Raw genomic sequence first — 15,900 nt, forward strand, 5'->3', positions numbered from 1 at the left:
CAAATCACTGTATACTGCAAGCCTAATTTCTTATTTTTTAAAGGAATCTTTGTAATCCTGTTCCAGTTTTCTGGTATTCTCTCTGAATTTTTCTGACATTTTAACATCCTGCATTTCCGCCATCTGCCGGCGCATGTTGGGAATATCGGGAATCCAGTAACTGACACCATCGATATATTCCGGAGTTCCCGGTACCATTGCCATTTTCAACCCGTCTTTTTCCAACATGTCATGCATCACTTTACCCAGTTCCACCATTTCTTTCAAAGAAAGATCTGTCTTGATCATGGACATGATCTGCTTGGAAACACCGGGCATTTTGGCAATAATATTCTTTGATGCAATCTGTTTGTACAACGCCATAATAAATTTCTGCTGCCTGCGGATCCGTCCGATATCCCCTTCTTCATCACGGTAACGGACGTACTGCATGGCAGTTTTTCCATCCATATGCTGGTTACCGGGTCGCAGATCAATTTCAAAACCGGCATATGGATCATAATAATACATGCGTTTTTCCACGGTAATATCCACACCGCCAATGGCGTCTACCAGACCCTGGAACCCCTGAAAATCCACAACCACATAATTATTTATCCTGATGCCCAGAAAATCCTGTACGGTTTCCTGTGTCAGCTTATGCCCGCCATAGGCAAAGGCTGAATTTATTTTATCCCAGCCATGACCTTTGACTTTCACCCGGGTGTCCCGGGGAACAGAAAGCAGGGCTGCTTTTTTTTCACTTTTATCCATCATTACGACAAACAGGGTATCACTGCGCCCTGCGTCGTCCTTGCGGATATCACAGCCCATCACGACAATATTCTTTTTTCCGGATAAAAAGTCCATGTCCGCAATCCTGTCGAGAGACAAATCGCCCCACCAAAATGCGGCTATCGCTGCTATAATCAGAAAAAAAATCTTACGCAAAGTTTGCTAACCCCTTTCCGAACCGTTCGAGAAAACTGTGCAAAATTGCTGCCGTCATGCCCCAAATCACTTTATCCTCATACTGGTAAAAATAAATCGGATACTCCTGATGGAAATCTTTATGGGGATCCAGATGGGGTACCAGTTCAAAAGGAAAGTCATCTTTTCGGGTAACCTGTATGTGAGCCGTACCGATCCGGGGCTCATGACTCAAAAGCCAGGACAGCGGAACAGTAAACAACTCCGCAACTTCATCCCTGTTGTAATTCCATTGGGTATAACCGGTATCCTGAATCCCGTTATCCTTATCCGGATTCCAGATACCTGCAAACGGATACACCATAAAACCGTTATGCGCTGCAAAAAAATCAAGTGTCCCACAAAGCTTTATACTGTTATACGGGACTCCAAGCTCTTCGGAAGCTTCCCGTACAGCTGCTGCTGCAAAATTCAGATCGCCGCTCTCCCGGTGTCCGCCAGGGAAACAGATATCACCCGGTTGCCAGTCCAATTTACCGGAGCGTACTTCAAACAAAAGCTCCGGGCCGTTGTTGCCCGGAAGCAACAACAGGAGAACCGAGGCTGTCCGCATCACCACGCCTGTCTGATCCAGACGGGGGCGGCGGGCACTGGTCTCCTGTTGAATCCATGCAGCCATTGCATGTAAATCGTTCATGACTCGTCCTCCATTCCGCTCATCTGCCCTGGCGGAATAATCAGATCGGAAAATCTATTTCTTTTTTATTTTACAAATAAATCCCATAAGATGACTGCCGCAGCACCCGGGATTCCAAAGAAGCCGGCAATCAGCGCCTTGATAATGGTAATATGAATCGTCACGTTAAAGAGGGCACCGCCCAGCAAATTTGCAAGCCACAGTACAATGGCACCGATGATTCCGTTCCAGACCAGCTTGAAGGGAAGTGCCAGCAGTTTAACAATGATATACAAGATCACTACACCTATCGCTAATGAGCCCAGCGAAGCTATAATTTCCATGACTGCCTCCTTTTCTTTTCAGGGTAAAATGTTTTACAAACGGGTTCGTTCATCAATACAAAAATAACTATACTGTCCAAAGCAGTTACCATCGTAATCATTCTTTGATCCGGGTCCGGTTTTCAAGCGCTTTGGCCAGCGTTACCTCATCTGCGTACTCCAGGTCACCGCCCATGGGCAGGCCACGGGCAATGCGGCTGACAATCACAGGCTGCTGCCGCAGCATCTGCGCCAGATAGGCTGCAGTCGCTTCGCCTTCCACATTGCTGTTAGTAGCAAGGATCACTTCTTTTATATCGCCTTTTTCAAGCCGGAACAGCAGTTCTTTCACCCGCAGTTCTTCCGGTCCTATACCGTCAAGCGGCGACAGGCACCCGTGCAGTACGTGATACACGCCTGTAAAACCGTGGCTTCGTTCCATGGCCATGGCATCCTGCGGTTGTTCCACTACACAGATAGTGCTGTGATCGCGTTTCTCATCCGCACAGACTGCACAGATATCACTGTCAGTCAGGTTAAAACATTCTTTACAATACCGGATCTCCCGTTTCGCCTGCAGCAGGGTTTCCGCCAGCCGGCGAACATCTTCTTCCGGCATGTCAATGATATGGTAGGCCAGCCGGAGCGCCGATTTGTTTCCCACTCCCGGCAAACGCCGGAACTGGTCGTATACGCTGTTCAGCGGTTTAATCAAGCCTGCCATGTTACATTCCCGGAATCTTAAGACCGCCGGTCACTTTGTTCATTTCTTCTTCCAAAGTAGTATCCACCTGATGCATCGCTTCATTTACTGCCGCCAGAATTAAATCCTGCAACATCTCCACATCTTCCGGATCTACCACCTGGGGGTCCAGTATAACGCTTGTCAGTTCCTTTTTGCCCGTTACAACGACTTTTACTGCTCCGCCACCTGCCGTGCTTTCAAAGGTACGTGCCTGGATATCCGCCTGCACTTTCTGCATATCCGCCTGCATCTTCTGTACTCTCTGCAGCATACCCTGCATATTGCCCATACCGCCCATTCCGGGGAACTTCATACCTTTCATCCTGTTTTCCTCCTGTCATTTACTATAAATTGAATTTATGTTTTTTCTATGATGTTCAAAAATCTGCAGATAAAATTATATATTTATCAACATTTCCGTGAATGCACCCCGCCTACGCTTCACTAAGAGGCGGGGACTTCTGGCAGGTTCCGTCAAAAACTACACTTTATGCAGTGTCGCATGAAACATTTCCATCGCCTTTTTTGTACTTGCCGCTACATCCGGTCCCGGATTTTCTTCTTTCGGCGGCACCGTCTTCGTTTTTGCTGCCGGATCCGCCGTGTTCTTTACGGGAATCTTCCCGGTGGGTTTTCCTCCCGTATCCACAACACATTGCAAGCGGACGGGCACCCTCGCCACCCGCAACAAAACTTCTTCCACTACTTCCCGGTAATCGGCTTTCTGCAGACGCTCACACAAAAATTTCATTTTGAAGCCTACTATAAGGGTCTTGTTCTCATAAGCCAGCACAGAGCCATGGGAAGCACAGGACGCAATGGAATTCTTCCTCTCCGCCTTTAAAATTTCCATGGCCCGCGTCCAGTATTCATCTCCTTCCGCCCAGGCACCACCGTATGGTGTGAAGTCTTGTGCCGGGTCTGCTGCAACAGAGGAAGGAGTTTCCGGATCTGCTTTTTCTTTCCCTGCCGGAGCTGTAACAGACGGCTGCGGTTCCGATACCACGTTTACAGGGCGCACCGCCGGTTCTGCCGGAACCGCTTTTACAACCGGTTCTGCCGGTTTTGCCGGAGCTGTTTTTGCAATCGATGTTGCCGGTTCTACAGCAGCAACACCGCGTTCTTTCAACATGGCCAGTTCCTGCTCCAGACGGTTGACACGGGCAGCCAGCACTTTCAGTGTCCGGCTATCCTCACGGCATAAGTCATACAGGCACATCTCGGCTGTAATCCGTCCACGGGCCGCAAAGCGCAGCTCGTTCATAGCCTGATGGATAATCTCCTGGGCTGCCAGGATTCTTTCCCCGGAATACAGTTCCGCCAGCTTCGCCAGTTCTTCTGCCGTATCGGTCACATAAACCGGCTGGTATTCCGGTGTCGCCCGGTATAACAACAAAGCACGCATATAGCCGGACAATTCGATCAGTATCTGTCCGATATCCTTGCCCTGCATCAGCAGCTTATCAAAAATTGTAAGGGCCGAAGCGACGTCACGCCGCCCCACCGCCCGGACCAGTTCCCGCAGGATTTCCCTGCCGATGATACCGCGGACGGAGCGCACCACTTCCGCCGTTACCGTTTCCGCCATGACACCGCACTGCTCCAGGAGGCTCAATGCATCACGCATGCCGCCCTCGGAAGCCGCCGCGATCAGTTCCAGCGCTTCCTTTTCTGCTTTAATGACGCTGCCCTCTGCTACTTTTTGCAGATGTGCTACGATTTCTTCCTGCGTGATCGGATGGAAATCAAAACGCTGGCAGCGGGAATGGATGGTCGGTAAAATCTTCTGGGGTTCTGTCGTCGCTAATATGAACACCACGTGTTCTGGAGGCTCTTCCAGGGTTTTCAGTAATGCATTGCAGGCCTCCGTGGTCAGCATATGGGCTTCGTCAATGATATACACTTTGTACCGGCAGTTGACCGGTGCAAAGTCTGCGTTCTTGTTCAGGTTTTTTATATCGTCCACGCCACGGTTGGAAGCCGCGTCCAGTTCCTGTACATCCAGGGCGCTGCCGTCCGTAATCTGCCGACAGTTCAGGCATTCGCCGCAGGGATGATTCGTAGGCCCCTGCTGGCAGTTCAGTGCTTTTGCGAAAATACGGGCCGTGGTCGTCTTGCCCGTACCGCGGGGCCCGGTAAACAGATAGGCATGCGCAATACGGCCGCTGGATAACGCATTCATCAGAGCCTGTTTGACCGGCGCCTGCCCCACCAGCGTATCAAAGCTGGACGGACGCCAGCGCAGATATAGGGTTTGGTAAGCCATGTTGCACATCCTTTCCTGTAGGAATCATTTAAAATCATGATGTTTTACTGCTTGGATGTTCCCTTATATTATTTGGGAATTTCCACTATAATATTATAGTAAAAAAGCTGACAAATAACAATGAATTTATGGTGAAAAACAAAAAAGCAGCCCTTCAAGGACTGCTTTCTGCTGATTTCCCTGTAAGACCGCAGGGCAGGCACCCCCGCGGCGCATGAAGGTATCCGCTTAGTGCTGCTTCCTTCCGGACCTGACACGGTTCACAGGCCTCCATCGCGCAGGACCTGCCGCTACAGCCTTACAGAAAAACCATTTCCCAATTATCTATTCAGAAGAAAAAAGCCGCTGTGCGGCATTCATTTTCAAATGGCGGAGAGAGAGGGATTCGAACCCTCGGTACGGTTTCCCGTACACACGCTTTCCAGGCGTGCACCTTCAACCGCTCGGTCATCTCTCCGGTTGTAGGAAACAAAAATATTAAATTGTAAATACGTGGCTGAATGTCAGCCACGTAAAACATTATACGGATATTTCCCCTTTCTGTCAAGCGCTTTTTCAGGAAAAACAGAAAGTCTTTACTCGTCACTTTCCTCATCCGGCATCACCCAGAGGGTACGTCCGGAATTCAGTAAAATATTCTGGGCTGTACTTCCCATCAGCAGACCTTTGATGGGCCCTGCTCCTGTCTTCCCGGTGATGACCAGGCTGCAGTTCTCCTCTTCCGCCAGTTTGCATATCTCCCTGGACGCAGCGCCGCCGTCTGCAATAACATAACGGGATTTGATACTGAAGTCCTGCATCTCGTTGCAAAGTTCTTTCAGCATGTCCTCTGCCATTTCTTTGTTTTCCAGCAGTTCGTCGTCGCCCCGCACGCCTTCAATAACGTGTACAAACAACACTTCGCCCACGTGTTCCCGCAAATTGCGGATGAAATTCAGGGCAATCAGTGATTTCCGGGAGAAATCCGTAGGCAGCAGGATACGCTGCAGATAATCGCTGCACTTATAATCTCCTTTAACTACAAGGGTAGGCACATCGATTGCACGTACCGCATTGAACGTACTGCTTCCCCGGAATGTGCTGGCCCAGATACCTTTTCCGTGAGAAGCCATGATCAACAGGTTGATATCGTACTGGTCTACTGCTTTTTGGATCCCCGTCAGCACATCCGGACTGCTTTCCCATAAAATTTCCACATGGTCGTAGCCGGCGTTCTGAATATCCTGCGCCAGACCTTTTAACCGGCTGAATGTCTTTTTGTAGTACGGACTGGTTTCCGCAACGTCATCTACTCTTTTAACAACGTGAAGCAGATATACTTCCGTTTCGGGATCGAGACAGATACTGTAAAATACGTCCAGCATACGGGAAGTCAGTTCTGACAAATCTAACGCAAGCATCACTCTGGAAAACATTTCTGCGCACTCCTTTGCCCACTCGCAACAAATACAGGAGCAGCGTGCCTGCTGAGGTACGCCGCAGGATTAACATGCTGTATTGTGGGAACACTGCTTAAATCAATATATATTCATCACCTTGCCCGGATTCAGGATATCCAGCGGATCCAGGGCCTTTTTTATGGCTTTCATCATAGCTAATTCTACAGGATCCGTGTATTTTTCCATCGCATAAACCTTCTTGGCGCCGATACCGTGCTCGCCGGAAATGCGGCCGCCCAGGCTGTAAACATAGGAATACGCCGTTTCATGGAAGGCATGCTGCTGTTCTTCCCAGGCTTCGTCGCTCATATCGCATTTCATGTGCTGGAAATGCAGATTGCCGTCGCCGGCATGTGCCAGGCAGAACATCTTGAAATCATATTTCTTCGCCTCTTCCGTCAGACGTTTGATGCAGTTGGCGATCTGGTCAACGGGAACCACCAGATCGTCCGACTGGGAAATCTTGCTGAGGGAGCGGGTGGATTCCAGGCAGTTCCGGCGTACGGTCCACACACGCTCGTCTGCTTCCAAAACATCAATGGCGCCGGATTCTTCGCAGATCTCCGCCAGCTTTTCCATTTTGACGTCTACTTCGTCTTCATTGAAGGTTTCCATGCTGACAATAAGATAGCAAACACCCTCATCACAATGGGGCAGCTTGATCTCACTGTATTCACAGGAGCTCTTCAGGAAGTTGCTGTCCATAAATTCCACGCTGGTAGGTTCCAGACCCGCCTTTACCAGATTCGGCACCAAAGTGACCGCTTTGTCCAGATCGTCAAATACAGCAGCCACATCCACTTTGTACGGAGGCAGCGGCAACAGTTTCAGGGTTGCTTTGCAGATGATGCCCAACGTACCTTCCGAACCCATGACCAGTTGTTCCAGGCAATACCCGGTGCTGCACTTTTTCAGGCGGGAGCCCAGCGTTGAAATTTCACCGGTTGGCGTTACCACTTCCACGGAATACACCTGGTGCCGGGTGGTACCATATCGTACCGCCTTGTTGCCGCCGGCGTTGGTTGCGATGTTGCCGCCGATGAGACAGCTTTCCGCACTGCAGGGGTCGCCTGCGTACAACAGCCCTTTTGCTTTGGCAGCCATCTGGATATCAATGGTACGCGCGCCGGCTTCCGCTACGGCGTACATGGCGTCTTCATTGATTGCCAGGATTTTATTCATCTTTTCCATGTTCAGCACGATGCCGCCCAGCACGGGGATCGCGCCGTCGGAAACGCTGGTACCGGCGCTGCGGGGCGTTACCGGAACCACAAATTTGTTGGCCAGCTTCATAACCGCCGCCACTTCTTCCGTACTGTTAACCCACACAACCACTTCCGGCAGATGCATCAGGCGGGGATCGGTCTCTTCGTCCGTTTTAAAACGGTCCAGGGTTTCCTCATCGGTTTTTACATTGGCCGCGCCAACGACTTTTTTCAGTTCTTCCAGAAGTTCCGGGGTAACGGGATTATACTTTGCCATACAAACTCTCCTTTGCCGGCGCTCTTTTTCTCTGTTTAAATCACAGGCAGAACGCCAAAATAAAATATCTTTCTATACAGTCAGTTTATACATTAAATATCTTTCCAGGATTCAGGATGTTCTTCGGGTCTACGGCCCGCTTGATCATCCGCATGTATTCCAGTTCGGCAGGTTCCGTGTATTCTTCCATATAATGAAGTTTCTTGGCGCCGATGCCGTGTTCGCCGGATAAGCGTCCTCCCAGGCTGTAAACGTAAGGATAAGCTTCCTTATGGAATTTTGCTACATTCTCGTTCCATTCTTCTTCCGTCAGGTCTTTGCGGCACATACACACATGCAGGTTGCCGTCCCCGGCATGGCCCAGCACCATGACTTCAAAAGGATAATGGTCTCCCATGGCTTTTACATGCTCGATGGTCTCCGCCACTTTATTTACAGGAACAACAAAGTCATCCGTAATGGTCACGTCAGACAGGATCCGCAGGGATTCCTGGCAGTTGCGGCGCAGGCTCCACAACCGGTCGTCCGCCTCCAGCACTTCCAGGGCTCCGGCTTCCTCGCACAGCTCGCTTAACTTTTCCAGACCGGTGTCAAGCTGGTTTTCGTCAAAGGTTTCCACCGTTACATAAACAAAATTGGCAATGTCCCGGTGGGGTACATCAATTTCACAGAACGCCGTGCTGCTGCGCACAAAGCTGTTGTCCATAAACTCGATGCTGGTAGGATTCAGACCCGCTTTAATTATCGTGGGAACCAGACGGGCCGCTTTTTCCACCGTATCGAACATGGCCAGCACATCAAACCGGTAAGGCGGCAGGGGCTGTAACTTCAATGTCACTTCCGTAATAATGCCCAGGGTGCCTTCCGAACCCATAATCAGCTGTTCCAGCGCATAACCTGTCGTCTTCTTTTTCAGGCAGGCGCCTACATGCATAATTTCCCCCTGCGGAGAAACCACGGTCATCCCATACACCTGATCCCGGGTCACGCCATAACGGATTGCCTTGATGCCCCCTGCATTGGTAGCCAGGTTTCCACCGATCTGGCAGGTCTCGGCGCTGCTGGGATCGCCTGCATACACCAGATTATGCTTTTTGGCCGCAGCCTGGCATTCCTTAACCAGCGCCCCGGCTTCAGCCATCAGATATAAGCCTTCTGTGTTCACTTCCAGAATCCGGTTCATACGTCCCATCAGCAGGATGATACCACCACAAACTGCAATAGCTCCGTCAGCCAGGCTGGTCCCGGCGCTTCGCACCGTAATGGGGATGTTCGCTTCATTGGCCAGCTTCACAATCGCCGCCACTTCTTCCGTGGAACCGGGGGCCACCACCGCTTCCGGTGTGTGAAACTTGGCCGGATCCGTCTCCTCGTCTGTTTTGTACTGGTCCAGTGTGTCCGGATCCGTATACACATGCTCTTTGCCTACAATGGCCTGCAAGCCGGTTAGAAACATTTCATCTACTTTATTATACATACGTTTCCCCCTCAATTTTTTCTTTATTATAACACTTTTTTATTCCGATGCCCATACACAGCGCACCAGTTTCCGTAAAACCTCCGGATATTCTTCCGTCAGGCTGTAACGGTTGACCCTCTCCCCGATTTGGTGCAGATCTTTCCCCCAGGGTCCAAACAAAAAGAACGGGATCTGCAACCGTACCAGCGCCTCCATATCAAACCGGTACTCTGTTCCCCACAAAGGCGTATTCACCTGGTACACCGGGCTTTGCGCCCCGGCAGGCAGGCCGCAGTAACTGCAGTCGGACACGCCGGTAAAATACGGCTCGATTTCGATATCCTGCAGTGCAGCCAGCGCGTTTTTATATTTCCCAAACCGGGCCGCCTCCCGCAGCTCTTCACTGCGAACCGCCGGATAATAGGGTGGGGCAAAGCCAAGCACCACCAGTGGCTGATCCAGATGCAGGAAGTTCAGTGTCTGCTGCATCAACCACAGGGTAACCTCCGGAAACGTCCGATGCTGTTCACGCAGCAACACCTTTTCCCGCGCTTCGGTTTCCCGGAAAAACTCCGCAAAGCCCTCCCGCTGTTTTGCCTGCTGCCACAAGGTGACCCAGGTCATCACCGACACCGGACGGGGCGCATCCGCCACCGCTCCCTGAATCTTGCCAAGAAAATAGGCCAGCACCTGAGCCGGTGTTTTCTGAAACGTCAGCACGTTACAGCAGCCGGCAGCACGGAACGGCAGGGAAAAATCATAGCCCCCCTTCAGGTCCCGGGCATACATCCACACCGGCGGCACGGACACTTCATCCCCGCAGGTTTCAATAAACGCTTCATCCCCTTCGGTAGCTGCCACGATACGGGACAAAATACCCAGCGGATTTATCCCTTCCCGATAGCTGCCAATCTGCACCACTTTACCCTGTACCAGCACAACCGGCAACAGTTTGCCGATACTGCCGGCAGAAACGACCTGTGTTTTCCCGTCCGGTCGTCTCCGGTTCGGTTCCGCGCAAATGGCCAGCCGGTATTCAAGTCCATGCTGTTCCTGCAGCTGTTCCAGCAGGGACAGCGAACCCCGCATCCCCACAGAGAACGATTCCTCATCCGGCACCGAAATAAACAAAAGGGCGCCCTGCGGGTGCCGGGCGTTTTCCGGTGCAGTCTTCAGTTGCTGCCCCGTTGCAGACAGCGGCCTCGCCAATTTTTCCTGTTCCGCCAATACAGCGTCCGCCTGTTCGGCCAGCAATGCCATCTGCACCGCCGTGCCTCCCAACATGTCACAGCTGCCCCGCCCGAAGATCCACTCTCCGGACAGCAGGTCGGTATAGGCTTCCGCTGAAAGGTTTTCCGCATTCAAATGGGAGGTGATTTCCTCCACATCATACGCCCACGGAGCCGCGTCGCCATAGACATCCGTCGAAACCACATCGTGATGCCCCATAAGCACCACCGCGGGTATATTTTTTCGCGGATTGTTTTCCATTATTCCCGCTTCATTTCCTTTTACGCCTGAAAGAATGCCTCCGGCATTCTTTTCCGGACAAGCCGCGAGAACACAGGCTTCCGCAACAGCATCCGGTCTTTCGCCTGACGCACCGGCCAAAATTTCCCCGTCTGCCCCGACGCAGGGTTTTACCAAAGCCCAGACAGTGCTGCGGTGCAGCGGATCCTCCGGAACCGGGAACGCCCCGCATAATGCCGGATATTTCTGAAAATACGGTAACTGCCGGAAAAAATCCAGCAGCCGGTTTTCTGTTTCGATTTCTTTTTCTGTATTGGTCACACCGCCGCAGGCCATCAGGTCCCGAAGGATGTCCGTAATTTTATGTTCCATTAATCCCTCAACTTTACGACAGGCTGCTTTTCCCAGGGCAGGTACTGCATAGTCAGGCAGAACGCCCAGGCCTTGTACTGCGCATCCACGTCTTCCGTTTCCTTCGCCTTTTGCACATCCCGCCTGCCTGCCTCAGACAGGGGGAAATATTCGTAGGCTTCGGCCAGTAATCCGCAGGCCTCCGCCGTTTTGCCTTCTTTGTGTTTCTCTTCCGCCAGGAATCGCAGGCTGTAAAAAATATACGGGTTCACCGCGTCATACAGTGGATCGGGAATGATAGGCTTCGGCGTATGAGATTCCTGCTTTTCGCTTTTCACCATGGCCTCCGCATCCGCAACGGCCTGTTCCAGTCTGCCGCTTTTCGCCAGCACCTGAAGCCTCCGGTACCAGATATCGCCCCGGGCCTCCGTATGGAAACGGTAGGGAAATTTCCGGCAGATGGCAAACGCCCGGTCCAGATACTGCAACGCCGCATCCCCGTTTTGCGTCAGCTTCCAGATAATGTCCGCGACGTCCCGCAGGCTCAGCACGAAATGCTCTGCCTCGCACATGCCCTGGTCCGGATGATCCTCCAGATTCGGCTCCACGTCGTTGACGATGGTACTCAGCACCCGCAGCGCGCCTTCCACATCCTTGATAAAATACAGCACCCTGCCGACAATGGCACGGCACAGCCAGTTGTTTTTATCGCTTACAAAGCTGGGTGGTACAGGCCACTCACCGGTAGTACACTTGGTCACATAGATTTTCCATTCCTGATCGTCAATCTCTTTCATCAGCATAAACTCCTTTTCCGTTCTAATAATTTGTCACCTGTCTGACAATATCCGTCTTACCTCTTTACCCGTTTCCCCTGCCAATGGCAAACGCTTTATCCGTCAATCCCTGTGAAATGGGCAGGCAAGACACGTTTCATCCATGATCTCCGGTATTGGATGGCGGCGCAAATGCGCAAGATAAGCCCGCGTCGGCAATTCCTGTACATCCATAGCATTTTACTCCTGATTGTAAAAGCAAAAAAAACATGGGAAATCCACGTTGCGGATGTTGGATACCATTGTCCCGTATCTTCAGGAAAAATGTTTTTCAAACCGCTCCAGAAGTTCCTTTGCCTCTTTTACAACTTCATCATTTTCGCTGTATTTTACGAGAGTGTGAAGCATCTTCTCCAGTTCCCCCTTGTATATGGGGCCCTGCTCATTGTTTTCCTCTTTCGGTTCCGATATGCCATTTTTCAGGCGCCAGGGAGCCATGCCCTCCACTGTTCTTTCAGTCAGCGACTGAAAGTTGTCATTCAGACAGGCCAGCATTCGGAGTTGCTGGATGTCATCTTCGGAATCAAAGACCTCTTCGATCATGTCCGTTCCCCACTCCAGACACTTTTTTTCCAGAAATCCGTACTTTTCCGAGAAATGCCCGTAGGGGCCATTCACGTTTTCCAGGCTTTCGACACCGGCTATGTCATCTTTGCAGAGTAAAACCGGAACGAGGTGCAACGCTTCCTGATCATATCCGTATTCATGGAAGACATATTCTCTGTTGCAATACGATACGACCCCTTCAAACACCTCGCCGGTGGTCGTAGTAATCCTGACGCATTGATTGTCAAACCGTTTAAGGTCCATATCTGCCTCCCATTGTTATGACGTGACGCTCTTATGTAAAATCGGATTTGTACGATGACCACTGCTTTACTTAATTATAACAAAACAGCCGCAGTATAATCTACGGCTGTTGGAAAATTTGTTTCCATCGTTATATGTCATACTTTCCGTTGCAGTTGATAAAAGCGAGAGCACGCCCCTGCCACCTGTTGCAGCATCGTTTTATCGTCCACAAATTTATTTTTAATTCATTTTTTCCATCAGCATCTTGTTGACCATGCCCGGGTTTGCTTTGCCTTTGGTGGCTTTCATGATCTGACCTACCAGGAAGCCGATCGCCTTTTTCTTACCGGCTTTGAAGTCGGCAACGGACTGCGGGTTGGCAGCCAGTACTTCGTCTACCAGTTTTCCCAGTTCGCCGGTGTCGCTTACCTGTTCAAGTCCCAGCTTCTTCACCAGTGCCTGTGGCGCTTCGTTTTCTTTCAGCATCTCCGCAAAGACCTGCTTGGCAAGCTTGCTGGACAGCACGCCTTTGTCGATCAGGTTCACCAATTCGCCCAGATGATCCGGCGTAATCTTGAATTCCGGATCGTCAATTTCGATGCCTTCCGCGTTCAGATATCCGGCCACGTCCCCGATCAGCCAGTTGGACAAGGCTTTCAGGTTCGTTGTCGCCTTGGTACCTGCATCAAAATAATCCGCCACTTTCTTGCTGGCAACGATGATATCCGCATTGTCTTCCGGCACTTCTTCAGCCAACAGGCGTTCTTTACGGGCAGAAGGCAGTTCCGGCAGGGTCGATTTGATTTCGTCGATCCAGGCCTGGTCCAGGTTGATGGGCACCAGGTCCGGTTCCGGGAAGTAACGGTAATCATGGGCTTCTTCCTTGGAACGCATGGACAGGGTCACGCCGTTGGCATCGTCCCAGGTGCGGGTCTCCTGCACCACATGGCCGCCGTCTTCCACAATCTCGATCTGGCGTTCCACTTCATATTCGATAGCCCGTTCCAGCGCGCGGAACGAGTTCAGGTTTTTGATTTCGGCACGGGTACCGAATTCCGTTGCGCCTTCCGGCATGACGGAAATATTCGCGTCGCAGCGGAGGCTGCCTTCCTGCATCTTGCAGTCGCAGACGTCGGTGTATTCCAGAATTGCTTTTAACTGTTCCATATAAGCCCGTGCTTCGGCAGCGCTGCGCATATCCGGTTCAGATACGATTTCAATCAAAGGCACACCGGCGCGGTTGTAGTCAACTGCGGAAGAATCGGAGGTGCTGATGGTCAGGCCGCTGTGTACCAGCTTGCCGGCGTCTTCTTCCATATGGATACGGGTGATGCCGACGCGTTTTTTCTCGCCGTTGACACGGATGTCGATATGACCGCCCAGGCAGATGGGTTCATCCCACTGGGAGATCTGGTAGTTTTTCGCCAGATCGGGATAGAAGTAATTCTTACGGTCCATCTTATTGAATTTCTGAATGTTGCAGTTTAACGCAAGACCGGCACGGATGGCAAATTCGACCACCCGCTTGTTCAGCACCGGCAGAGCGCCGGGCATGCCCAGGCAGACCGGGCACACATGGGTATTAGGTTCTGCGCCGAATTCCGTGGAGCAGGAGCAGAATGCTTTGGTTTTTGTTTTTAATTCGGCATGGACTTCCAGACCGATGACAGTAATATAATTTTTCATTATTTGTTACCTCCCAACGGCGCTACCGCTTTATGAAATTCCGTCGCCTGCTCAAAGGTATAAGCAGCCCGCAGCAGGGTTTCTTCATCCAGCGCCTTGCCGATCAGCTGCAGGCCTACAGGCATGCCGTCCGCAAAACCGCAGGGAATGGAAATACCGGGCAGGCCGGCCATGTTGACAGGAATGGTGGTTACGTCCAGCATATAAATGGCCAGCGGATCCATCTTGCCGTCCAACGGATACGCCACTACCGGAGATGTCGGAGTCAGCAGCACATCCACTTTCCGGAATACTTCGTCAAAGTCTTTGCGGATCAGGGTACGGACCTGCATCGCTTTTTTATAGTACGCATCGTAATAACCGGAGCTTAATACATACGTGCCCAGCATGATGCGGCGTTTTACTTCGCTGCCAAAACCTTCGGTACGGCTCAGCTTGGTCATTTCCGGCGCGCTCTTGGCGTCCTTGTTGCGGTAACCGTAGCGCACGCCGTCATAACGTGCCAGATTGGCGGAAGCTTCCGCCGGGGCAATGATGTAATACGTGATTACGGCATATTCCGTATGGGGCAGGGAAACTTCTACGACTTCCGCACCCAGTTCTTTATATTTTTCTACCGCCAGCATAATCTGTGCTTTTACTTTCGGATCGATGCCTTCGCCAAAATATTCTTTCGGCAGACCGATGCGCAGGCCTTTCACGTCCTGCCGCAGGGCTTTGGTAAAGTCGGGCACATCCACCGGCAGGGAGGTGGAATCATGCGCGTCTACGCCGCAGATGGTATTCAATACGATGGCCGCGTCGGTTACATCGCGGGTGATAGGCCCGATCTGGTCCAGCGAAGAGGCGAATGCAACGCAGCCGTAACGGGACACACGGCCGTAGGTCGGTTTAATACCCACCACGCCGTTAAAGGATGCCGGCTGGCGGATGGATCCGCCGGTATCGGAGCCTAACGACCAAATGGCTTCACCGGCTGCAATGGCCGCCGCGCTGCCGCCGGAGGAACCGCCGGGTACGCAGTCCAGGTTCCACGCGTTATGGGTTTTCTTGAAGTAAGAAGTTTCCGTGGTGGAACCCATGGCGAATTCGTCCATGTTGGTCTTGCCCAGGAAAATGGTTTCGTCTTTGCGCAGGTTGGCGATGACATGAGCGTCATACACCGGGATAAAGTTGTCCAGGATATGGGACGAGCAGGTCGTGCGCAGTCCTTTGGTGCTGATGTTATCTTTGATGGCGCCCGGGATACCGGCCAGCGGTTTGATGGTCTCGCCGGCAGCGATCATGGCGTCTACTTTAGCCGCCTGGGCCAGTGCATTTTCTTTATCCAGCGTCACATAGGCGCCGACTTTGTCTTCTACTTCGTCAATGCGGTCATATACCGCTTTGGTCAGCTCTACAGAGCTGATCTGTTTATTCTGCAGTTGTTCATGCAACTCATGAACGGTGCTTTCATATAACTTCAC

General features: G+C 51.6%; 14 protein-coding genes, 1 tRNA gene and 1 other RNA gene. All 16 read right to left on the reverse strand.

What is annotated here, in order from left to right; translation table 11 throughout:
- Nucleotides 1-30: 30 nt before the first annotated feature.
- Nucleotides 31-930 (reverse strand): LCP family protein, encoded by a 900-nt coding sequence (locus tag ACZOWY_RS04105; RefSeq protein WP_484393220.1) that lies wholly within the window; start codon nucleotides 928-930, stop codon nucleotides 31-33.
- On the reverse strand, nucleotides 923-1,606 hold the full coding sequence (locus ACZOWY_RS04110) for an NUDIX hydrolase (protein ID WP_484393221.1): 684 nt from the start codon (nucleotides 1,604-1,606) through the stop codon (nucleotides 923-925). The genes ACZOWY_RS04105 and ACZOWY_RS04110 overlap by 8 nt, the downstream gene beginning before the upstream one ends.
- A gap of 65 nt (nucleotides 1,607-1,671) precedes the next feature.
- On the reverse strand, nucleotides 1,672-1,929 hold the full coding sequence (locus ACZOWY_RS04115; protein WP_484393222.1) for a pro-sigmaK processing inhibitor BofA family protein: 258 nt from the start codon (nucleotides 1,927-1,929) through the stop codon (nucleotides 1,672-1,674).
- Nucleotides 1,930-2,026: 97 nt separating this feature from the next.
- The gene (gene recR, locus ACZOWY_RS04120) at nucleotides 2,027-2,632 is read right to left on the reverse strand and encodes a recombination mediator RecR (protein ID WP_484393223.1); all 606 of its coding nucleotides are present in this window, start codon (nucleotides 2,630-2,632) and stop codon (nucleotides 2,027-2,029) included.
- 1 nt (nucleotide 2,633) lies between these two features.
- Complete coding sequence (locus tag ACZOWY_RS04125) at nucleotides 2,634-2,975, reverse strand: YbaB/EbfC family nucleoid-associated protein (protein WP_484393224.1); 342 nt, start codon at nucleotides 2,973-2,975, stop codon at nucleotides 2,634-2,636.
- Nucleotides 2,976-3,134: 159 nt separating this feature from the next.
- Entirely contained in the window at nucleotides 3,135-4,919 is a 1,785-nt protein-coding gene (gene dnaX, locus ACZOWY_RS04130; protein ID WP_484393225.1) for a DNA polymerase III subunit gamma/tau, read from the reverse strand.
- Between the two features lie 190 nt (nucleotides 4,920-5,109).
- Nucleotides 5,110-5,209: signal recognition particle sRNA small type (gene ffs, locus ACZOWY_RS04135), an RNA gene on the reverse strand.
- 77 nt (nucleotides 5,210-5,286) lie between these two features.
- Nucleotides 5,287-5,376: transfer RNA gene (locus ACZOWY_RS04140), tRNA-Ser, on the reverse strand.
- Between the two features lie 118 nt (nucleotides 5,377-5,494).
- Nucleotides 5,495-6,334, reverse strand: a complete 840-nt coding sequence (locus tag ACZOWY_RS04145) for a universal stress protein (RefSeq protein ID WP_484393226.1) — start codon at nucleotides 6,332-6,334, stop codon at nucleotides 5,495-5,497.
- Between the two features lie 102 nt (nucleotides 6,335-6,436).
- Complete coding sequence (locus ACZOWY_RS04150; RefSeq protein WP_484393227.1) at nucleotides 6,437-7,840, reverse strand: FAD-binding oxidoreductase; 1,404 nt, start codon at nucleotides 7,838-7,840, stop codon at nucleotides 6,437-6,439.
- Nucleotides 7,841-7,925: 85 nt separating this feature from the next.
- A complete protein-coding gene (locus ACZOWY_RS04155) occupies nucleotides 7,926-9,317 on the reverse strand; it encodes an FAD-binding oxidoreductase (protein WP_484393228.1) in 1,392 nt (463 codons plus the stop codon).
- A 39-nt stretch (nucleotides 9,318-9,356) separates the two neighbouring features.
- Nucleotides 9,357-11,141, reverse strand: a complete 1,785-nt coding sequence (locus tag ACZOWY_RS04160; protein WP_484393229.1) for a hypothetical protein — start codon at nucleotides 11,139-11,141, stop codon at nucleotides 9,357-9,359.
- On the reverse strand, nucleotides 11,141-11,917 hold the full coding sequence (locus ACZOWY_RS04165) for a hypothetical protein (RefSeq protein WP_484393230.1): 777 nt from the start codon (nucleotides 11,915-11,917) through the stop codon (nucleotides 11,141-11,143). Before ACZOWY_RS04165 ends, ACZOWY_RS04160 begins: the two co-directional genes overlap by 1 nt.
- A 294-nt stretch (nucleotides 11,918-12,211) precedes the next feature.
- A complete protein-coding gene (locus ACZOWY_RS04170) occupies nucleotides 12,212-12,766 on the reverse strand; it encodes a hypothetical protein (protein WP_484393231.1) in 555 nt (184 codons plus the stop codon).
- 222 nt (nucleotides 12,767-12,988) lie between these two features.
- Nucleotides 12,989-14,434 carry an Asp-tRNA(Asn)/Glu-tRNA(Gln) amidotransferase subunit GatB gene (gene gatB, locus ACZOWY_RS04175; protein WP_484393232.1) on the reverse strand — a complete coding sequence of 482 codons (1,446 nt, stop codon included), beginning with the start codon at nucleotides 14,432-14,434 and terminating at the stop codon, nucleotides 12,989-12,991.
- Nucleotides 14,434-15,900, reverse strand: coding sequence for an Asp-tRNA(Asn)/Glu-tRNA(Gln) amidotransferase subunit GatA (gene gatA / locus ACZOWY_RS04180; protein WP_484393233.1), 1,467 nt, complete (start codon nucleotides 15,898-15,900; stop codon nucleotides 14,434-14,436). The genes gatB and gatA overlap by 1 nt, the downstream gene beginning before the upstream one ends.

The sequence above is a fragment of the Succiniclasticum sp. genome, assembly GCF_056977735.1.